The following is a 15,405-nucleotide window of genomic DNA, read 5'->3' as shown; positions in this document are numbered from 1 at the left end:
TTTTGTATTTTTGTGACGTGATGAAGTAACATATGACAAGATGCATAACGGTGGTTTAAATGAAAATAAATCTAATTAAAATGGTTTTAGCGTTGCTACCGGTAATTTTTATATTATACTTTTTTTGCATGGCAATATATCCTTTTGGGGTTGGAGGATGGAATTACCTGCATAGTGTTTGGTATGAATGGCAAACGTTCAATTCAGCTATGATTGCATTAATAGCAAGCTGGATTGCACTTAAAACTGCTTTTTATAAAGATGAAATGAGTAATAAGAGAAGTATGCTCGCGGCGAAAGCCTTACTCCCTGAAGCAGCTAGCCAAATTTTTGTATCCATCATGCGTGGTGCTGAGTCATTAAAAGATGTCTATATTAATCGATATGATTCATCGGAATTGTATTTGTCCTCACATATAAATGAAATGCCAGAATGGACTATATCTATCTTCAAAGAGTGCATTATGCATGCAGATGAAGTAGAGGCGAAATTTTTATTTGAAGTGCTCTCTGACTTACAAAAACTAAGAGCTAGCTTCATTAGTGCAAGTAAAGAATTTAATGGTGATTTGGAACATGGGGTTATTCTTGTTGATGAGGTGGTGTTAGAAAGAATTGTAGAGAGACTTGTGTTTTTTGTGGCCAAACTCCATAAAATATTTCATTATGTACGTGATGGTAAAGAGGTTCGTTTTAACGAGATAACTCGAGATGAACTCCAAATATCTTTTTTTGAATTGAAGTTAGATGAAAATGTCTTTATTAAAACTTATTCTAAAATAATGAAGTGGGGTTGCAATTAAATTGTTGTGTTTGGTTGGTATGGTTTCATGTTAATTGTATCTCGTATGTTGGGCTAAATCGTAGGTTGGTGCTGAACGTAGTGAAGCCCAACGTTTACCGCGAACAGCCTTAGCAAGGCAATAATCGGATAGTTCGGTGTTATTCGATTATCGCTATCCCCTCGCTCAGGCTCTGGCGAATTGGTTTTACTCTGCATGTTGGGCTTCGCTGCGCTCTGCACCAACCTACGCCCGCGCCAGCCCATGTCCCGCACAACGCGCCAACCTGCATTAAAGCCCCCATCAACCTCCAAACTGGCCTTGGCCCCACTCTTGCTATGTCTTATCCCATTGATGGCCGTGGCCGCCATAAATCTCCTGCTGTGATCCGCCCCGAACGGGGTGGATCACTGGAGAGGGCGGCCCGGCAGAGACCTTCTGATGGGAGCCGTGACAGTGCAAGAGACAACCAAACCCCTCTCCCCGCAGCGCTGGCTGCAACTGGAGTTAAAGGCCATCGACAGCCAGGTTGGCCGCTGGCAGAGCCGCCGTTTCGAGATTGCGGCGCTCCATCCCGCCGAACCTGAGGCTGCCGGTGCCTTGCCCCTTACCCTGTTTCGCGATGAGCGGGGGGATTATCGCTTCAATCTGAGCTCTGGCTCGCCCCGCCTCTTTATTACCGGGACTGTCACCGGCAGCCGCGTGGACAGTGGCTTTGTGGCCGATGGCCTGACCCTGAGTCAGACCGTGGCCGCCGCCTATATGGATGGCGAGCGGCAGGTGCTCTCCTGCCCGCTGCCCGAAGCGCTGCAAGCCTGGGTGGAGGCCTTTATCGGTCGCCACGGCGAGCTGCTGGAGGCCCGTCGCAAGGGCAAGAAGGGCAAGGGGCGGGCGCAGGATCAGCTCGGTGTCGACAGCCAGGAGCAAGCCAGCTGCGGTGCCGTTAAAGCCACCGGCCCCGATGGCCGCGAGCGTGGCAGCGACGCTGGAACCTGTGCCGGAACCAAGGCCGGAAACAACGCCCATGAGTGAGTTCCTCAAACGCTGGTCATCTCGCAAGAGTGAGGCGCGTAAGCATCAGGTATTGCAGCCACGGCAAGAGGTCCCCCCCGAGGCGATTGCAACCCCCATCGAAGGCAGTGGCGAAGGGATAATGCCAGATACTGCGCTGGATAGCCCCGTAGTCAGCACTGACAAGGGGAGTGATATTCCTCTCCACCTCGAAGGGGCCAAGCCGCGCGGATCAGAGCCCAAAACGGCCCCTTCAGAGAAGCCGGCACTCCCCGACAAGGAGGCGCTGCGGGCCATGTTTCGCACTCACAAGCCTGATGGGCTCGACGACTACACCCAGGATTTCAGCCAGCCGGAATTGCTGCCCGCAGCCTTGAGCGCCGGGCTGCGCAACTGGCTGGTGGAGCAGGCGATGGCGCCGGGTGACGAAGCGCCTCACTCAACCGCTGCCGCACCCGAACCGGCGACGGTGGCCGCCACGGCCATAACCAGCGAGCCGCAAGGATTGGCTGATAACCATTCTCAAACCCCCACCGACGATCGGGACATTTTGGTTGGCCATGATGGACAAAATGTCCCAACCAAGGGTGGGGAAATGGAGCATTTGGGATCCTGACTCCCTGCCAGTCACTTTTTTCCTGGGGGAGTTGGCTCGGCTCTTGCTCTCCCAGCTGACCAACAAGCACGCCATCCCACGAGGTGGCGCGCACAGGAGTGCATGTGAGCATCGAACAACCCATAACAACATCCGTCACAACTCTGACCGCCGATGGCGTGGCCGCGCGCAACGAACGTGCCCGCGCCCATGCCCTGCAGCATACGGTCAAGACCGACAACCTGATCCCGACCACCGTCTCCTACCAGAGTCAGGGGCGCTTGTTGCTGGTCGGCCCGGAAGATCGTATTCGCCGCGCCGCCAGCCTGCTGCCAGCCGGGGTGACGCCCACCCTGCTGGTGACCGAGTCGGTCCATGATGCCGAGGCGGCGGATCTCGAGGCCATCTTCGAGGCTACCGCCGCCCTGGATGCCCTGACCCTGCGCGAGCCGAGCCTGACAGGGTATCTCGGCCAATTTCAGCTCACCGGCCTCAACGGGCAGGGTGAGCGTATCTCTCTGGCGGCGCTCTGTTTTCCACAACAAACGGTGGGTAGCGAACCGCGCTTCGATCTGGTGGCCGATCTGGGTACGACCCCGCTGTTTGCGCTGGAGCGCCCGCCGGTCGGTTATCAGTCTCTCTTTGATGACGCTGACCTGGCCGAACGGCTCGCCGAACTCTGTGCGCTGACCGGTATCTTCGACAAGCCGCGCTATTTTCGCCTGGACCCCGAGGCCTGCGCCTTTACCGCCCGCGGCGTGCCCGGTTGCAGCCGCTGCCTCGATGTCTGCCCGACCGATGCCCTCAAGCCCATCAATGGTCGTATCCAGATCGATCCCCATCTCTGTCAGGGCTTCGGCAGCTGTGCCTCGGCCTGTCCGACCGGCGCGATTGCCTATCACCAGCCCGACGCCAATACCAGTGGCGACTATCTGCTGCGCTTGCTCAAGCACTACCGGGAGGCGGGGGGCGACGCGCCTCAGCTGCTGATCGCCGCTGATAATGAGCGCGAATGGGTGGAAGCCGAACTCACCCGCCTGCCCGCCAACTGGCTGCCGGTCTGGGTGGAGGAGAGCGCGAGTTTAGGCATCGAGAGCTGGTTTGCAGCCCTCGCCTATGGCGCCAGCGCGGTGCGCATTGCGCTGGGCGACGATGCCCCCGAGAGCGTGCGGGCATTGGTTGAGCGGGAGCTGGCGAGCGCTGCCGTGCTCTTGGCGGGCGCCGGCCTCACAGCAGATCGCATCGCCCTGTTTAACCCGGATGCCGAACAAGATAAGCCGCTCTTCTGTGAGCCAGCTGTTGCCCTGCTGGACAAGCCGCTCAAAGGAGACAAACGGGAGAACCTGTTTGCCGCCTTCGATGCGCTCTGGCAGGCCAACAATGGCGGCCGCGAGCCGCTGGCGGTGCCCCACGGCGCCCCTTACGGCAGCGTTGAATTGAAAGAAGCTGACTGCACCCTCTGCATGGGCTGCGTGGCGGTCTGCCCGAGCCGCGCCCTGCATGCGGTGGGCCATGCCCCCGGTCTCAACTTTATCGAACAGGAGTGCATCCAGTGCGGCATGTGCGAAAAGGCGTGCCCCGAGCAGGCCATCGTGCTGACGCCCCGCCTGCAACCTGTGCCCGAGGCGCGCCGCGCCATGCAGAGCCTCAAAGCCGAAGAGGCGGCCTGCTGCATTCGCTGCGCCAAGCCGTTTGCGCCAGCCTCCCTTATCCGCCGCATCCAGCAAAAACTGGCCGGTCACTCCCACTTCCAGAACGAGGCCGCCCAGCGGCTGCTGATGTGTGAGGACTGTCGGGTCAAGGATGTGTTTGCGGCGCTGGCGGCGGATCCCGTCTCCCAGCTCAAGGTGTGAGGGGCCAGTGATGAGCGAACCACATAACGAAAAGGCTGGCGAACTGACCATGACCGAACTGGAACAGAGCAGCGCCGATCTCTACGCCCTGCTGGCGAGCCTCTGGCGCGCCGCCCCCCGAGGCGAACAGCTCGCCTGGCTGCAAGGGTTGCATGCCATGCCGGGCCCCTTTGCCAGAGGGCTAGGGCTGGTGCAGCTGGCGGCCAGCAGCCATCACGAGCACGAGCTTGCCGAGGAGTATCAGGATCTCTTTATCGGGCTGGGGCGCGGGGAGATAGTGCCGTTTGCCTCCTGGTATCTCACCGGCTCCCTGATGGAGCTGCCGCTGGCGGTGCTGCGCGCCGATCTGCAGTCCCTCGGTTTCGAGCGTCAGAGCGGGGTGTGCGAGCCGGAAGATCACCTGGCCGCCCTCTGCGAGGTGATGGCGGTACTGATTGCCGAGCAGCACCCGGATCGCAACCGCTTCTATGAGCGCCACCTTGCCCCTTGGGTGCTCGCCTGCTGCCGCGATCAGCAACAGGCGAAAGGGGGCAGCTTCTACCGGGCGGTCGGGGCCCTTGCCGAAGACTTTTTCAAACTGGAACAGGAACTGCGCCTGCCCTTTGGCAGCCCGGTGGTGACGCAGCCATGACGCTGCGCCGCCCACTCATAGCAAAACCGGCTCACCGCAGCCGACCATAACAACAGAGGTCACAGAAAGATGAGCGATGAACAGCTGAAAGACCCGTCCCGCCGCAATCTGATCAAGGGGGTGGGGGTGGTTGCCACCATAGGTGTGCTGGCCGGTGCCACCGGTCGGGTGGTGGGCAAGGAGGTGCTGACCCACGACACCGAACCCGACAAGGGCTATCGGGAGACCCCCCACGTTCACGACTTTTATCGCACCCTGCGCGGCACCGACTGAGCCGGCTCAGTAAAGGAGAACTCATGAAACTGACGAAACGTGCCGAGCAGCCCCAGGCGGGCGAGCAGGGCAGCTTGCAAGGCGGTTTACAAAATAATGGGGCCGCTCGCGGTCAGGGGCTGACCCGTCGCGCCTTTATGGTCAATTCCGGTCTGGTGGCCGGTGGCGCCGTGGCCGCCGGCTGGCTGGCGCCGGCCATGATGCAGCGGGCCGAGGCCAAGACCGTGGCGGCCGGGGTGCCGGTCGAGGTGAAGCGCACCATCTGCTCCCACTGCTCGGTGGGTTGCGGCGTCTATGCCGAGGTACAGAACGGCGTCTGGACCGGTCAGGAGCCGGCCTTCGATCACCCCTTCAACCTCGGCGGTCACTGTGCCAAGGGGGCGGCCCTGCGCGAGCACGGCCACGGCGAGCGTCGCCTCAAGTACCCGATGAAGCTGGTGGGCGGCAAGTGGCAGCGCATCAGCTGGGATCAGGCCATCGAAGAGGTAGGCAACGAGGTGCTGCGCCTTCGCAAGGAGTCCGGCCCCGACAGCGTCTACTGGCTCGGCTCCGCCAAGCACTCCAACGAGCAGGCCTACCTGTTTCGCAAGATGGCGTCCCTGTGGGGTACCAACAACGTGGATCACCAGGCGCGGATCTGCCACTCCACCACAGTAGCCGGCGTTGCCAACACCTGGGGCTACGGCGCCATGACCAACAGCCTGAACGACATGCACAACAGCAAGTCGATCATGTTCATCGGCTCCAACCCGGCGGAGGCCCACCCGGTCGCCATGCAGCACATCCTGCTGGCCAAAGAGCGCAACGGCTGCAAAATCCTGGTGGTCGACCCGCGTCGCACCCGCACCGCCGCCAAGGCGGACATGTACCTCTCCCTGCGTCCGGGCACCGACGTCGCCTTTATCTGGGGCATGCTCTGGCACATCTTCAAGAACGGCTGGGAAGATAAAGAGTTCATCCGCACCCGCGTCTTTGGCATGGACGAGGTGCAAAAAGAGGTGGCGCGCTGGACTCCGGCCGAAGTGGAGCGGGTGACCGGCCTCAATGAAAAAGAGGTGTATGGCGCCGCCAAGCTGCTCTCCGACAACCGCCCCGGCTGCGTGGTCTGGTGCATGGGCGGCACCCAGCACACCACCGGCAACAACAACACCCGCGCCTACTGCATCCTCGAACTGGCCCTCGGCAACGTGGGCAAGAGCGGGGCGGGCACCAACATCTTCCGTGGTCACGACAACGTGCAGGGTGCCACCGACTTTGGCGTCACCTCCGACTCATTGCCTGGTTACTACGGGCTGGAAGAGGGCTCCTGGAAGCACTGGGCCCGGGTGTGGGATGTTGATTACGAGTGGATCAAGGCCCGCTTTGACAACAAGGCCTACAACGGCAAGCTGCCGATGAACAACAACGGCATCCCGGTCTCCCGCTGGGTGGATGGTGTGCTGGAGAACGCCGATCTCATCGAGCAGGGTGCCAATATCCGCGCCATGTTCTACTGGGGCCATGCGGTCAACTCCCAGACCCGCGGCCCGGAGATGAAGAAGGCGATGCAAAAGCTCGACATGATGGTGATTGTCGACCCGTACCCCACGGTCGCCGCCGTCATGAACGATCGTACCGACGGCGTCTACCTGCTGCCAGCCACCACCCAGTTCGAGACCTATGGCTCCGTCACCGCCACCAACCGCTCCATGCAGTGGCGCGACAAGGTGGTCGAGCCGCTGTTCGAATCCAAGGTGGACCACGAGATCATGTATCTCTTGAGCAAGAAGCTCGGCTTTGCCGATGAGCTGTTCAAGCACATCAAGGTGGAGAACAACGAACCGCTCTTGGAAGACATCACCCGCGAGTACAACCGCGGCATGTGGAGCGTGGGCTACACCGGCCAGAGCCCGGAGCGGCTCAAGGCGCACCAGCAGAACTGGCACACCTTCCACAAGACCAACCTCAAGGCCGAGGGCGGCCCGGTCAGCGGCGAGGTGTACGGTCTGCCCTGGCCCTGCTGGGGCACCCCGGAGATGAAGCACCCCGGCAGCCACATCCTCTACGACACCAGCATTCCGGTCTCGCAAGGGGGCGGTGGTTTCCGTGCCCGTTTCGGCATCGAGTATCAGGGCGTCTCGCTGCTGGCCGAAGACTCCTGGCCGAAGGGGAGCGAGGTGAAAGACGGCTATCCCGAGATCACCGCCGATCTGATGAAACAGCTTGGCTGGTGGGATGAGCTGACCGAGGCCGAGAAGAAAGAAGCCGAGGGGCGCAACTGGAAGACCGACCTCTCCGGCGGCATCCAGCGGGTGGCCATCAAGCACGGCTTCGTACCCTACGGCAACGCCAAGGCGCGCTGCGTGGTGTGGACCTTCCCGGATCAGGTGCCCAAGCACCGCGAGCCGCTCTATACCCCGCGCCGGGATCTGTTGGCCGACTACGCCACCTGGCCCGATGCCAAGAGCCTGTGGCGCCTGCCGACCCAGTATGCCTCGGTGCAGGAGAAGGACGTCAGCAAGGAGTTCCCGATCATCCTTACCTCCGGTCGTCTGGTGGAGTACGAGGGGGGCGGTGACGAGACCCGCTCCAACCCCTGGCTCGCCGAGCTGCAGCAGGAGATGTTCGTCGAGATGAACCCGGCGGATGCCAACGATGTCGGCGTGCGCGACGGTCAGGATGTCTGGGTCGAGGGGCCGGAAGGGGGCCGGGTCAAGGTGAAGGCGCTGGTGACCCCGCGGGTCAAACCTGGGCTCGCCTTTATGCCGTTCCACTTCGGCGGCCATTTCGAGGGCCAGGATCTGCGCGCCAAATATCCGGAAGGGTCAGACCCCTATGTGCTGGGGGAGTCGGTCAACATAGTCACCACCTATGGCTATGACCCGGTCACCCAGATGCAGGAGACCAAGGTCACCCTGTGCCGTTTTCGCCAAGTAGGAGCCTGATCTCATGGCCAGAATGAAATTCATGTGTGACACCAAGCGCTGCATCGAGTGCAACGGCTGTGTGACGGCGTGCAAGAACGAGAACGACGATGCCCTCGAGTGGGGCATCCAGCGCCGCCGGGTGGTGACCCTCAACGACGGCCTGCCGGGGGAGACCTCCATCTCGGTCGCCTGCATGCACTGCACCGATGCCCCCTGCATGGCGGTCTGCCCCGCCGACTGCTTCTACCACACCGACGACGGCATAGTGCTGCACAACAAGGATCTCTGCATCGGTTGCGGCTACTGCCTGTTTGCCTGCCCGTTCGGGGCACCCCAGTTCCCGAAGACCGCCGCCTTCGGCGATCGGGGCAAGATGGACAAGTGCACCTTCTGTGCCGGTGGCCCGGAAGAGGATCACAGCGAGGCGGAGCGCCAGAAGTACGGAGCCAACCGCATCGCCGAAGGCAAACTGCCCATGTGCGCCGAGCTCTGCTCCACCAAGGCGCTGCTGGCGGGGGATGCGCAGGTCATCTCCGACATCTTCCGCGAGCGGGTGGCCTATCGCGGCGCCCCTCACGCGGGCTGGGGTGGGGATGAGCAGGATCTGTTCCACGACGCCAGCCAACCCCGCGATGGCAGAGGCAAGGGGCTCAAGCCTGGCAAGCAGGAGGGTGGCCAATGAGACACTGGCTGACAGGGCTGCTGACAGCCTTGCTGCTGTTCAGTGCACCTGGCTTTGCCGATGCTCAGAAGGAGACGATCGGCTTTGCCGGCGCCGACTACTGGCGCGCGGTGAAGGATGGGCAGGAGGGGGTGACCACCTCCCGCTCGCCGGAGCACGGGGTGCTCATCTCGGTGCCGGGTCAGCTCTGGTTCGAGGTGAAGACCAAGTGGGTGTCGCCGCTGGGTGCCATCGCGATCTTCGGGTCGCTCGCCATGTGCGGCCTGATGTACTGGGTGGTGGGGCCGACCAAGCTCTCCAAACCGCGCACCGGGCGCAAGCTCAAGCGCTGGAGCCGGCTCGATCGGGCGCTGCACTGGACCACGGCGGGCATGTTCCTGACCCTGTCCGGGTCGGGGCTGGCCATCATCTACGGCAAGCACTTCATCAAGCCGGTGGTGAGTATGGGGGTGTGGGAGAACTGGATCTGGTTCGCCAAGGTGTTCCACAACTACGTGGGGCCGCTCTTCTTCCTCTGCCTGATGGGAGTGCTCATCAAGTGGTTCCGTCACAACATCGTCAACATGGTGGACGTGCAGTGGTTTATGAAGGCGGGCGGCATGCTGGGACCCCACAAGGGGAGTCACCCCTCGGCGGGCTTCTCCAACGGCGGCGAGAAGGCGATCTTCTGGCTGCTGATCTGGTTTGGCGGCATCGTCGTGGCGACCGGGCTGTTTCTGGACTTCCCCATCTTCGGCCAGCTGCGTCGCCAGATGGAGTGGGCCAGTTTTATCCATATCGTAGGCGCCTTGATCCTCATCTGCGGCTTCATCTTCCATATCTACATGGGCCTGTTCCAGCTGGAAGGGGCGCTGGAGGGGATGGTGACCGGCGAGGTGGACGAGACCTGGGCCAGGGAGCACCACGACCTCTGGTATGAAGAGGTGAAGCACCAGCTCGACGAGCCTAAAACGGGCAAGTCCGGCTGAGATTGACCGAGATATCAAGATGAAAGAGAGGGGGCGCTGCGGCGCCCCTTTTTTGTGTCTGCCGCTCAGCGCCGCTGCAGTGGCAGCATGGCCGACTGGCATGGTCTGAATGAGGCCTTATCCCGTCCTGCCACGGTTTTTGGCCGCAGGGTATGCCCAAGCTCACAAAATGAAACGACCAAACGTCATATGATTGATTTCATTATGAGTCTTGCTCTCCTGCCGAACGGCAATTTCACGTAAATCAAAGAGAATGACTATGGCTACCGGACAATATCTGCTGTGGAAAGATGCACAGGGACAAGATTTTCGCCCCGTTGCACTGACTGGCACCGATCTGCTCAACGATCGCAACCTCAACAAGGGTACCGCCTTCACCGAACAGGAGCGCGCCGACTTCGAGCTCGACGGCCTGTTGCCTCCCCAGGTTCAAACGTTTGAAGCCCAGCTTGAGCGGGTTTATCAAGGCTTTTTGAGCGCCTGCAGCGACATCGAGAAGTACCAGAACCTGCGGGCCCTGCAGGATCGCAACGAGACTCTGTTCTACGCCCTGCTGGCGCGCCACGTGGAGGAGATGACCCCCTACATCTACACCCCGACCGTGGGCAAGGCGTGTCAGGAGTTCAGCCACCGCTTCCAGAAGCCGCGTGGCCTCTACATCACCCCGAAGAACGTCGAGGACATGGGCTCCCTGGCCCGTCATCTCGATGCCAAGTCGGTGCGCATCATAGTCGTGACCGACAGCCAGGGGATCCTGGGGATTGGTGATCAGGGGGTGGGCGGCATGGGCATCCCCATCGGCAAGCTCTCCCTTTATACCCTGGGTGCCGGCATCCATCCCGCCTGCTGCCTGCCCATCGCGCTGGACGTGGGCACCGACAACCAGGCGCTGCTGGATGACCCCATGTATCTGGGCCAGCCCCACAAGCGCATTCGCGGCAAGGAGTACGACGACTTCATCGACAAGTTCGTGGCCGGGGTCAAGCGCCACTTCCCCAATGCGGTGCTGCAGTGGGAGGACTTCAGCAAGTCCAACGCCTTCAACAACCTCTCCCGTTATCAGCAGTCCCTGCCATCGTTCAACGACGACATCCAGGGGACCGGGGCCGTGGTGCTGGCGGGCATCATAGGGGCGGTCAAGGTCAAGGGCGAGACCCTGGGCCAGCAGAACTACCTGGTCTATGGCGCCGGTGCCGGCGGGGTCGGGGTGGCGGATCAGATCTGTGCGGGCATGATCCGCGAAGGGCTGGATCCCCAGGCGGCCCGCGATCGCATCTACATCCTGGATACCCAGGGGCTGGTGTGCGACAACCGTGAGGGGCTGGACGAATACAAGCGCCGCTATGCCAAGCCGGGCCTGTTGCTGTCGGGCTGGGATACCGAAGTGCCCGGCAAGGCCAACCTGACCGACGTGCTGCGCCACGTGCCCATCACGGTACTGCTGGGCACCAGCGGTGCGGGTGGCGCCTTCAAGGAGCAGCATATCCAGCTGATGCTCAACCACTGCGCGCGCCCCATGGTGTTCCCGCTCTCCAACCCGACCGCCAACTGCGAGGCGCTGCCGGAGGACATCTATCGCTGGAGCCAGGGCAAGGCCATCGTCGCCACCGGCAGCCCGTTCAAGGATGTGCACTACGAGGGGCAGGAGTTCCGGGTCGGCCAGGGCAACAACGTCTTCATCTTCCCTGGGGTGGGGCTGGCGGCCATCGTCAGCCAGATCCGCGAGATCACGCCGGACATTTTCACCACCGCGGCCTTTGCGCTGGCAGAGTGCGTGAGCGAGGTGGACCTGGCGAAGGGGGCCGTCTATCCGCGCATTCGCGAGCTGCGCAGCATCTCGGTGCACGTAGCGACGGCGGTGCTCAAGGACATAGTGCGGCGGGATCCTTCCCACCCGCTGATCGGCCAGGATCTGCAGCAGCACATCCTCAACCACATGTGGGAGCCGGTCTATCTGCCCTACCGCCGGGTATGACGGGCGTAAGCTTGCACTTGCAATAGTTGCAATAGAAGAGGGGTGGCCATGGCCACCCCTCTTGTTTTGTCACCTGAGCGGTCAGCTATCTTGTCAGCCGCGCAGCGGCAGCCAGTGCCCCGCCTTGCTGCGGCAGGCGGTGTCCTGCCACTGCTGGCTGGCCTGGCCTATATAGAGCTGCTCGCGATAGTCGCGACACCAGAGACCGTTGGGATGGCGAAAGGTGCGCAGCGGCGTGACGCTGCCCGAGTGGCGGCTTGCGGGGTTGAACCAGGTGAGGCTCTGACCCTTGGGACGGGTTTGCAGCGCCTCGGCCAGCGCCTGGTTGGCCAGCGCCACGTCCTGCTTGTCCATCTGGTGGTAGAGCGGGGCGGCGCTTTGGCTGGCGCAGGCGGACAACCACAGCGCCAGGCAGATCAACAGATAACGGCTCATGGTTGCTCCTTGCTGTTGAACCCCTGCTGGATCAGGGCCTGCTCCTGTGCATCGGTCAGGGTCTGGCCGCGATCGTCGACCGTACCATCCCCCCGCAGCTTGTTACCGTCAGCATCGACGGCATCCATGCCGTTGTCGTCGACCGTGCCATCGCCCCGGATCTCGTTGCCATTGGCATCGACGGCATCCATGCCGTTGTCGTCGACCGTGCCATCACCCCGGATCTCGTTGCCGTTGGCATCGACGGCGTCCACTCCGTTGTCGTCGAGGCCATTGCCCAGGCCTCGTCCACCACCGTGACGATCTCCGCCGGCGTGGCGCTCCCCGCCGCCATGCTGTTCACCACCGGCATGGCGATCCCCTCCGGCATGTTGTTCGCCGCCGGCGTGCTCCCCACCGCCGTTGTCGTCACTGCCATGGCTGCCACCATCGCTGTCACTGCCGCCGCCACTGTTGCTGCCGCCGTCGCTGTCACTGCCGCCGCCACTGTTGCTACCGCCGTCGCTGTCACTGCCACCACCGCCACTGTTGCTGCCGCCGTCGCTGTCACTGCCACCTCCACCGCTGCTGCTTCCACCTCCACTGCTACTACCGCCGCCACCACTGCTGCTTCCACCACCACTGCTGCTTCCACCACCACTGCTGCTTCCACCACCACTGTCACCCCCACCGCTATTGCCGTCGCCATCCTTGTTGTGAACGATCAGCCCATTGGCGACATAGCTGTGGTTGCCATCCAGGATCAGGTTGAACAGTGCCGTGGTGGGTGGGGCATCAATCCAGCAGAGGGACTCCAGCAGCAGCAGGGCGGGCTGCGGAGCCAGCGCCAGATTGCCTGCACAGACGTGTTCCGACCAGCCCAGCAGGTGCATGCCGGTAAAGAGCGGCAGCACGGCGAGGGTCGGGTTTTCGGTGCGGGTCATGGCCGGTGCGATGGCCGCCCAGCCGCGGGTGGTCAGGAAGGGGTGCTCGGCGGTGAAGAAGGGAGCCAGCCGGTTGAGCCCGTAGAGCCGGCGCGCTCCCAGCAGCACCCGCTCGACCGCTAGGATGAGGTTGCTGCAGCCATATTGATCCCGCACCCGTTCACCGGCCTGCAGGGTCTCGATGGGACGCTCCTTCCCGTCGGCCATCAGGATGCGGGTGCCGGTCACGAAACAGGACTTGGCATAGGCCTGATTCACCTGCCACTGATGGTGGCTGAAGTCATAGCTCAACGGGGTGGCAAACAGGGCCAGAGCGATGGCCGAACCCACCAGCAGTCGGCGCTGGCTGGGCTTGAAAGCGGGCAGTGACATGGGGGACTCCTTGTCCGGCTGGGTTCACGTCATTAAGTATAGGGCGGGCTGATGGAGGGGCAGGGGAGCCATTGACAAACAAAACAGCATGGAAAAACGATTGGCGCCGGCCATAAAAGTGCGTAAAATCGCATCCTCGATGCTTGTAGCAACGAATCCCGCCTAAAAAGCCAGTTTCATGCCCTCCCCAAGCAGTAAGAGGCAACAAATGACGCCGAATGGCTCATTCAGTGCCTTGAAAAAGTCTTGTGATAACTGAAAAGTGTCAAATATCCCTGTCAGTTATCAAAAAATTAAGGACATCCATGTTTTCCTTAGTCAAGCAAAGCGTCGCCGGGCTGCAAATCCTGTTTGTCGCCTTCGGTGCCATGGTGCTGGTGCCCCTGCTCACCGGACTGAACCCCTCCATGGCCCTGCTTGGCGCCGGTGTAGGCACCCTGTTGTTCCAGCTCTGCACCCGCCGCCAGGTCCCGATTTTCCTCGGTTCCAGCTTTGCCTTCATCGCCCCCATCATTTACGCCACTCAGACCTGGGGCCTGCCCTCCACCATGTTCGGTCTGTTTGCCGCCGGTTTCATGTACTTCATCCTGGCCGCGCTCATTCGCGCCCGCGGCATGGGCTTTGTGCACAAACTGCTGCCGCCTGTGGTGATCGGCCCGGTGATCATGGTGATCGGCCTGTCGGTGGCCCAGGTGGCCTGCAACATGGCCATGGGCCGTGCCGGCGGTGAGCAGGTGATGCCTGCCTCGACGGCGCTGACCCTGGCCGGCATCTCGCTGGCGGTCACCCTGATTGCGGCGGTGTTCTGCAAGGGCTGGATCAAGCTCATCCCCATCCTGTGTGGTGTGATTGCGGGCTATGTCTCTGCCGTGCTGATGGGTCAGGTGAGTTTCGACGGCATGGTCAACGCCCCCTGGCTGGCGCTGCCCCACTTTGTGACCCCGGAGATCAACTGGGCTGCGGCGCTGTTCATGCTGCCGGTAGCCATTGCCCCCTGTATCGAACACATCGGTGGCGTGCTGGCCATCGGTGGCGTGACTGGCAAGGATTACACCAAGAATCCGGGGCTGCACCGTACCCTGGCCGGTGACGGCATCGGTGTCTGCTTCGCCGGCTTCATCGGTGGCCCTCCCGTCACCACCTATGCCGAAGTGACCGGTGCCGTGATGATCACTCGCAACTTCAACCCGGTCACCATGACCTGGGCCGCGGTGTTTGCCATCATTCTGGCCTTCTTCGGCAAGTTCAACGCCCTGCTCACCTCCATCCCGATGCCGGTGATGGGCGGCATCATGCTGCTGCTGTTTGGATCCATTGCCGCCATCGGTCTCAAGACCCTGGTGGAGTCCAAGGTGGATCTGGGGCTGTCGCGCAACATCGCCATCGTGGCCGTGACCCTGACCGTGGGTGTCGGCGCGCTGGAGATGAAGATCGGTGACTTCGCCCTGGCGGGCGTGGGTCTGGCCTCGGTGGCCGCCATCCTGCTCAACCTCATCCTGCCCCAGCACTCCGAAGAGGGTGCCATGGAGAGCGCCAAGGATTGAGTCAACGGACGGCGTATCCCTGTCTTGCAGAGGCCACCTCAGGGTGGCCTCTCTCTTTTCCGCCATCTGGCACATCGCTGGGTCGGTGGAGGCGTTAATACGTATAAAGTCAATAGCTTGCTCACCAGCAGGCGTTGTCGTCCGAGAGTATCCGCCAGCCTCAAAAGAGGGGTTGATTGAAGCCTGTCTGGCCAGGGCACCATTTGACGGATCCCTGTTCCTGACCTTTGCTAAAGGTCAGGTTTGACACTGTGCTGTGCGGATCAGTATGAAAAAAGAGGCGTTTACGCCCCCCATCATGGGATGCATCTTCCTCTCTTCTTATGATGCTGTTCTTGCCGTTGCACCCTGTTAAACCACCCCATCTGCTTGCCGCCGACATGACGAAGGCGCGGCAAACCGTGCAAGCCGGCACGATCCGATAAGGGTCGTAAGGGTCCGCACATCGACTGGTG

13 protein-coding genes are annotated in these 15,405 nt (G+C 61.5%); 11 read left to right on the top strand and 2 right to left on the bottom strand.

Features of this window, described 5'->3' with window-relative positions; translation table 11 throughout:
• Positions 1-59 precede the first annotated feature (59 nt).
• The 10 genes from PG897_RS16885 to PG897_RS16840 all read left to right on the top strand — a co-directional run bounded on the left by PG897_RS16885 (position 60) and on the right by PG897_RS16840 (position 11,676).
• Complete coding sequence (locus PG897_RS16885; protein ID WP_201882509.1) at positions 60-803, top strand: hypothetical protein; 744 nt, start codon at positions 60-62, stop codon at positions 801-803.
• 420 nt (positions 804-1,223) lie between these two features.
• Positions 1,224-1,814 (top strand): DUF3305 domain-containing protein, encoded by a 591-nt coding sequence (locus PG897_RS16880; protein ID WP_201882507.1) that lies wholly within the window; start codon positions 1,224-1,226, stop codon positions 1,812-1,814.
• Positions 1,807-2,409, top strand: a complete 603-nt coding sequence (locus tag PG897_RS16875; protein ID WP_201882505.1) for a DUF3306 domain-containing protein — start codon at positions 1,807-1,809, stop codon at positions 2,407-2,409. The genes PG897_RS16880 and PG897_RS16875 overlap by 8 nt, the downstream gene beginning before the upstream one ends.
• A 104-nt stretch (positions 2,410-2,513) precedes the next feature.
• Positions 2,514-4,241: a 4Fe-4S dicluster domain-containing protein gene (locus PG897_RS16870; protein WP_201882503.1), complete on the top strand. Its 1,728-nt coding sequence runs from the start codon at positions 2,514-2,516 to the stop codon at positions 4,239-4,241.
• 10 nt (positions 4,242-4,251) lie between these two features.
• Entirely contained in the window at positions 4,252-4,872 is a 621-nt protein-coding gene (locus PG897_RS16865; RefSeq protein ID WP_201882501.1) for a TorD/DmsD family molecular chaperone, read from the top strand.
• A 69-nt stretch (positions 4,873-4,941) separates the two neighbouring features.
• Positions 4,942-5,145, top strand: a complete 204-nt coding sequence (locus PG897_RS16860) for a transcriptional initiation protein Tat (protein ID WP_005303194.1) — start codon at positions 4,942-4,944, stop codon at positions 5,143-5,145.
• 23 nt (positions 5,146-5,168) lie between these two features.
• On the top strand, positions 5,169-8,069 hold the full coding sequence (locus PG897_RS16855; RefSeq protein WP_270829205.1) for a formate dehydrogenase subunit alpha: 2,901 nt from the start codon (positions 5,169-5,171) through the stop codon (positions 8,067-8,069).
• A 4-nt stretch (positions 8,070-8,073) separates the two neighbouring features.
• Positions 8,074-8,733 (top strand): formate dehydrogenase FDH3 subunit beta, encoded by a 660-nt coding sequence (gene fdh3B / locus PG897_RS16850; RefSeq protein ID WP_005303185.1) that lies wholly within the window; start codon positions 8,074-8,076, stop codon positions 8,731-8,733.
• Complete coding sequence (locus PG897_RS16845) at positions 8,730-9,701, top strand: formate dehydrogenase subunit gamma (protein ID WP_095592286.1); 972 nt, start codon at positions 8,730-8,732, stop codon at positions 9,699-9,701. The genes fdh3B and PG897_RS16845 overlap by 4 nt, the downstream gene beginning before the upstream one ends.
• Before the next feature lie 259 nt (positions 9,702-9,960).
• Positions 9,961-11,676: an NAD-dependent malic enzyme gene (locus tag PG897_RS16840; protein ID WP_010633297.1), complete on the top strand. Its 1,716-nt coding sequence runs from the start codon at positions 9,961-9,963 to the stop codon at positions 11,674-11,676.
• 93 nt (positions 11,677-11,769) lie between these two features.
• Here the strand turns inward: PG897_RS16840 and PG897_RS16835 are convergent, their stop codons facing one another.
• Positions 11,770-12,111 carry an RT0821/Lpp0805 family surface protein gene (locus PG897_RS16835; protein WP_017781970.1) on the bottom strand — a complete coding sequence of 114 codons (342 nt, stop codon included), beginning with the start codon at positions 12,109-12,111 and terminating at the stop codon, positions 11,770-11,772.
• A complete protein-coding gene (locus PG897_RS16830) occupies positions 12,108-13,406 on the bottom strand; it encodes a hypothetical protein (protein WP_201882496.1) in 1,299 nt (432 codons plus the stop codon). The genes PG897_RS16835 and PG897_RS16830 overlap by 4 nt, the downstream gene beginning before the upstream one ends.
• 305 nt (positions 13,407-13,711) lie before the next feature.
• Here PG897_RS16830 and PG897_RS16825 point away from each other — a divergent pair, with 305 nt between their 5' ends.
• Positions 13,712-14,950 carry a uracil-xanthine permease family protein gene (locus PG897_RS16825; RefSeq protein ID WP_019839748.1) on the top strand — a complete coding sequence of 413 codons (1,239 nt, stop codon included), beginning with the start codon at positions 13,712-13,714 and terminating at the stop codon, positions 14,948-14,950.
• Positions 14,951-15,405 lie beyond the last annotated feature (455 nt).

Source organism: Aeromonas sp. QDB20 (genome assembly GCF_027707805.1).
GTDB lineage: Bacteria > Pseudomonadota > Gammaproteobacteria > Enterobacterales > Aeromonadaceae > Aeromonas > Aeromonas dhakensis.
The sequence above is the reverse complement of the archived record's forward strand: the minus strand, read 5'-3'. Positions and strand labels throughout refer to the sequence as shown.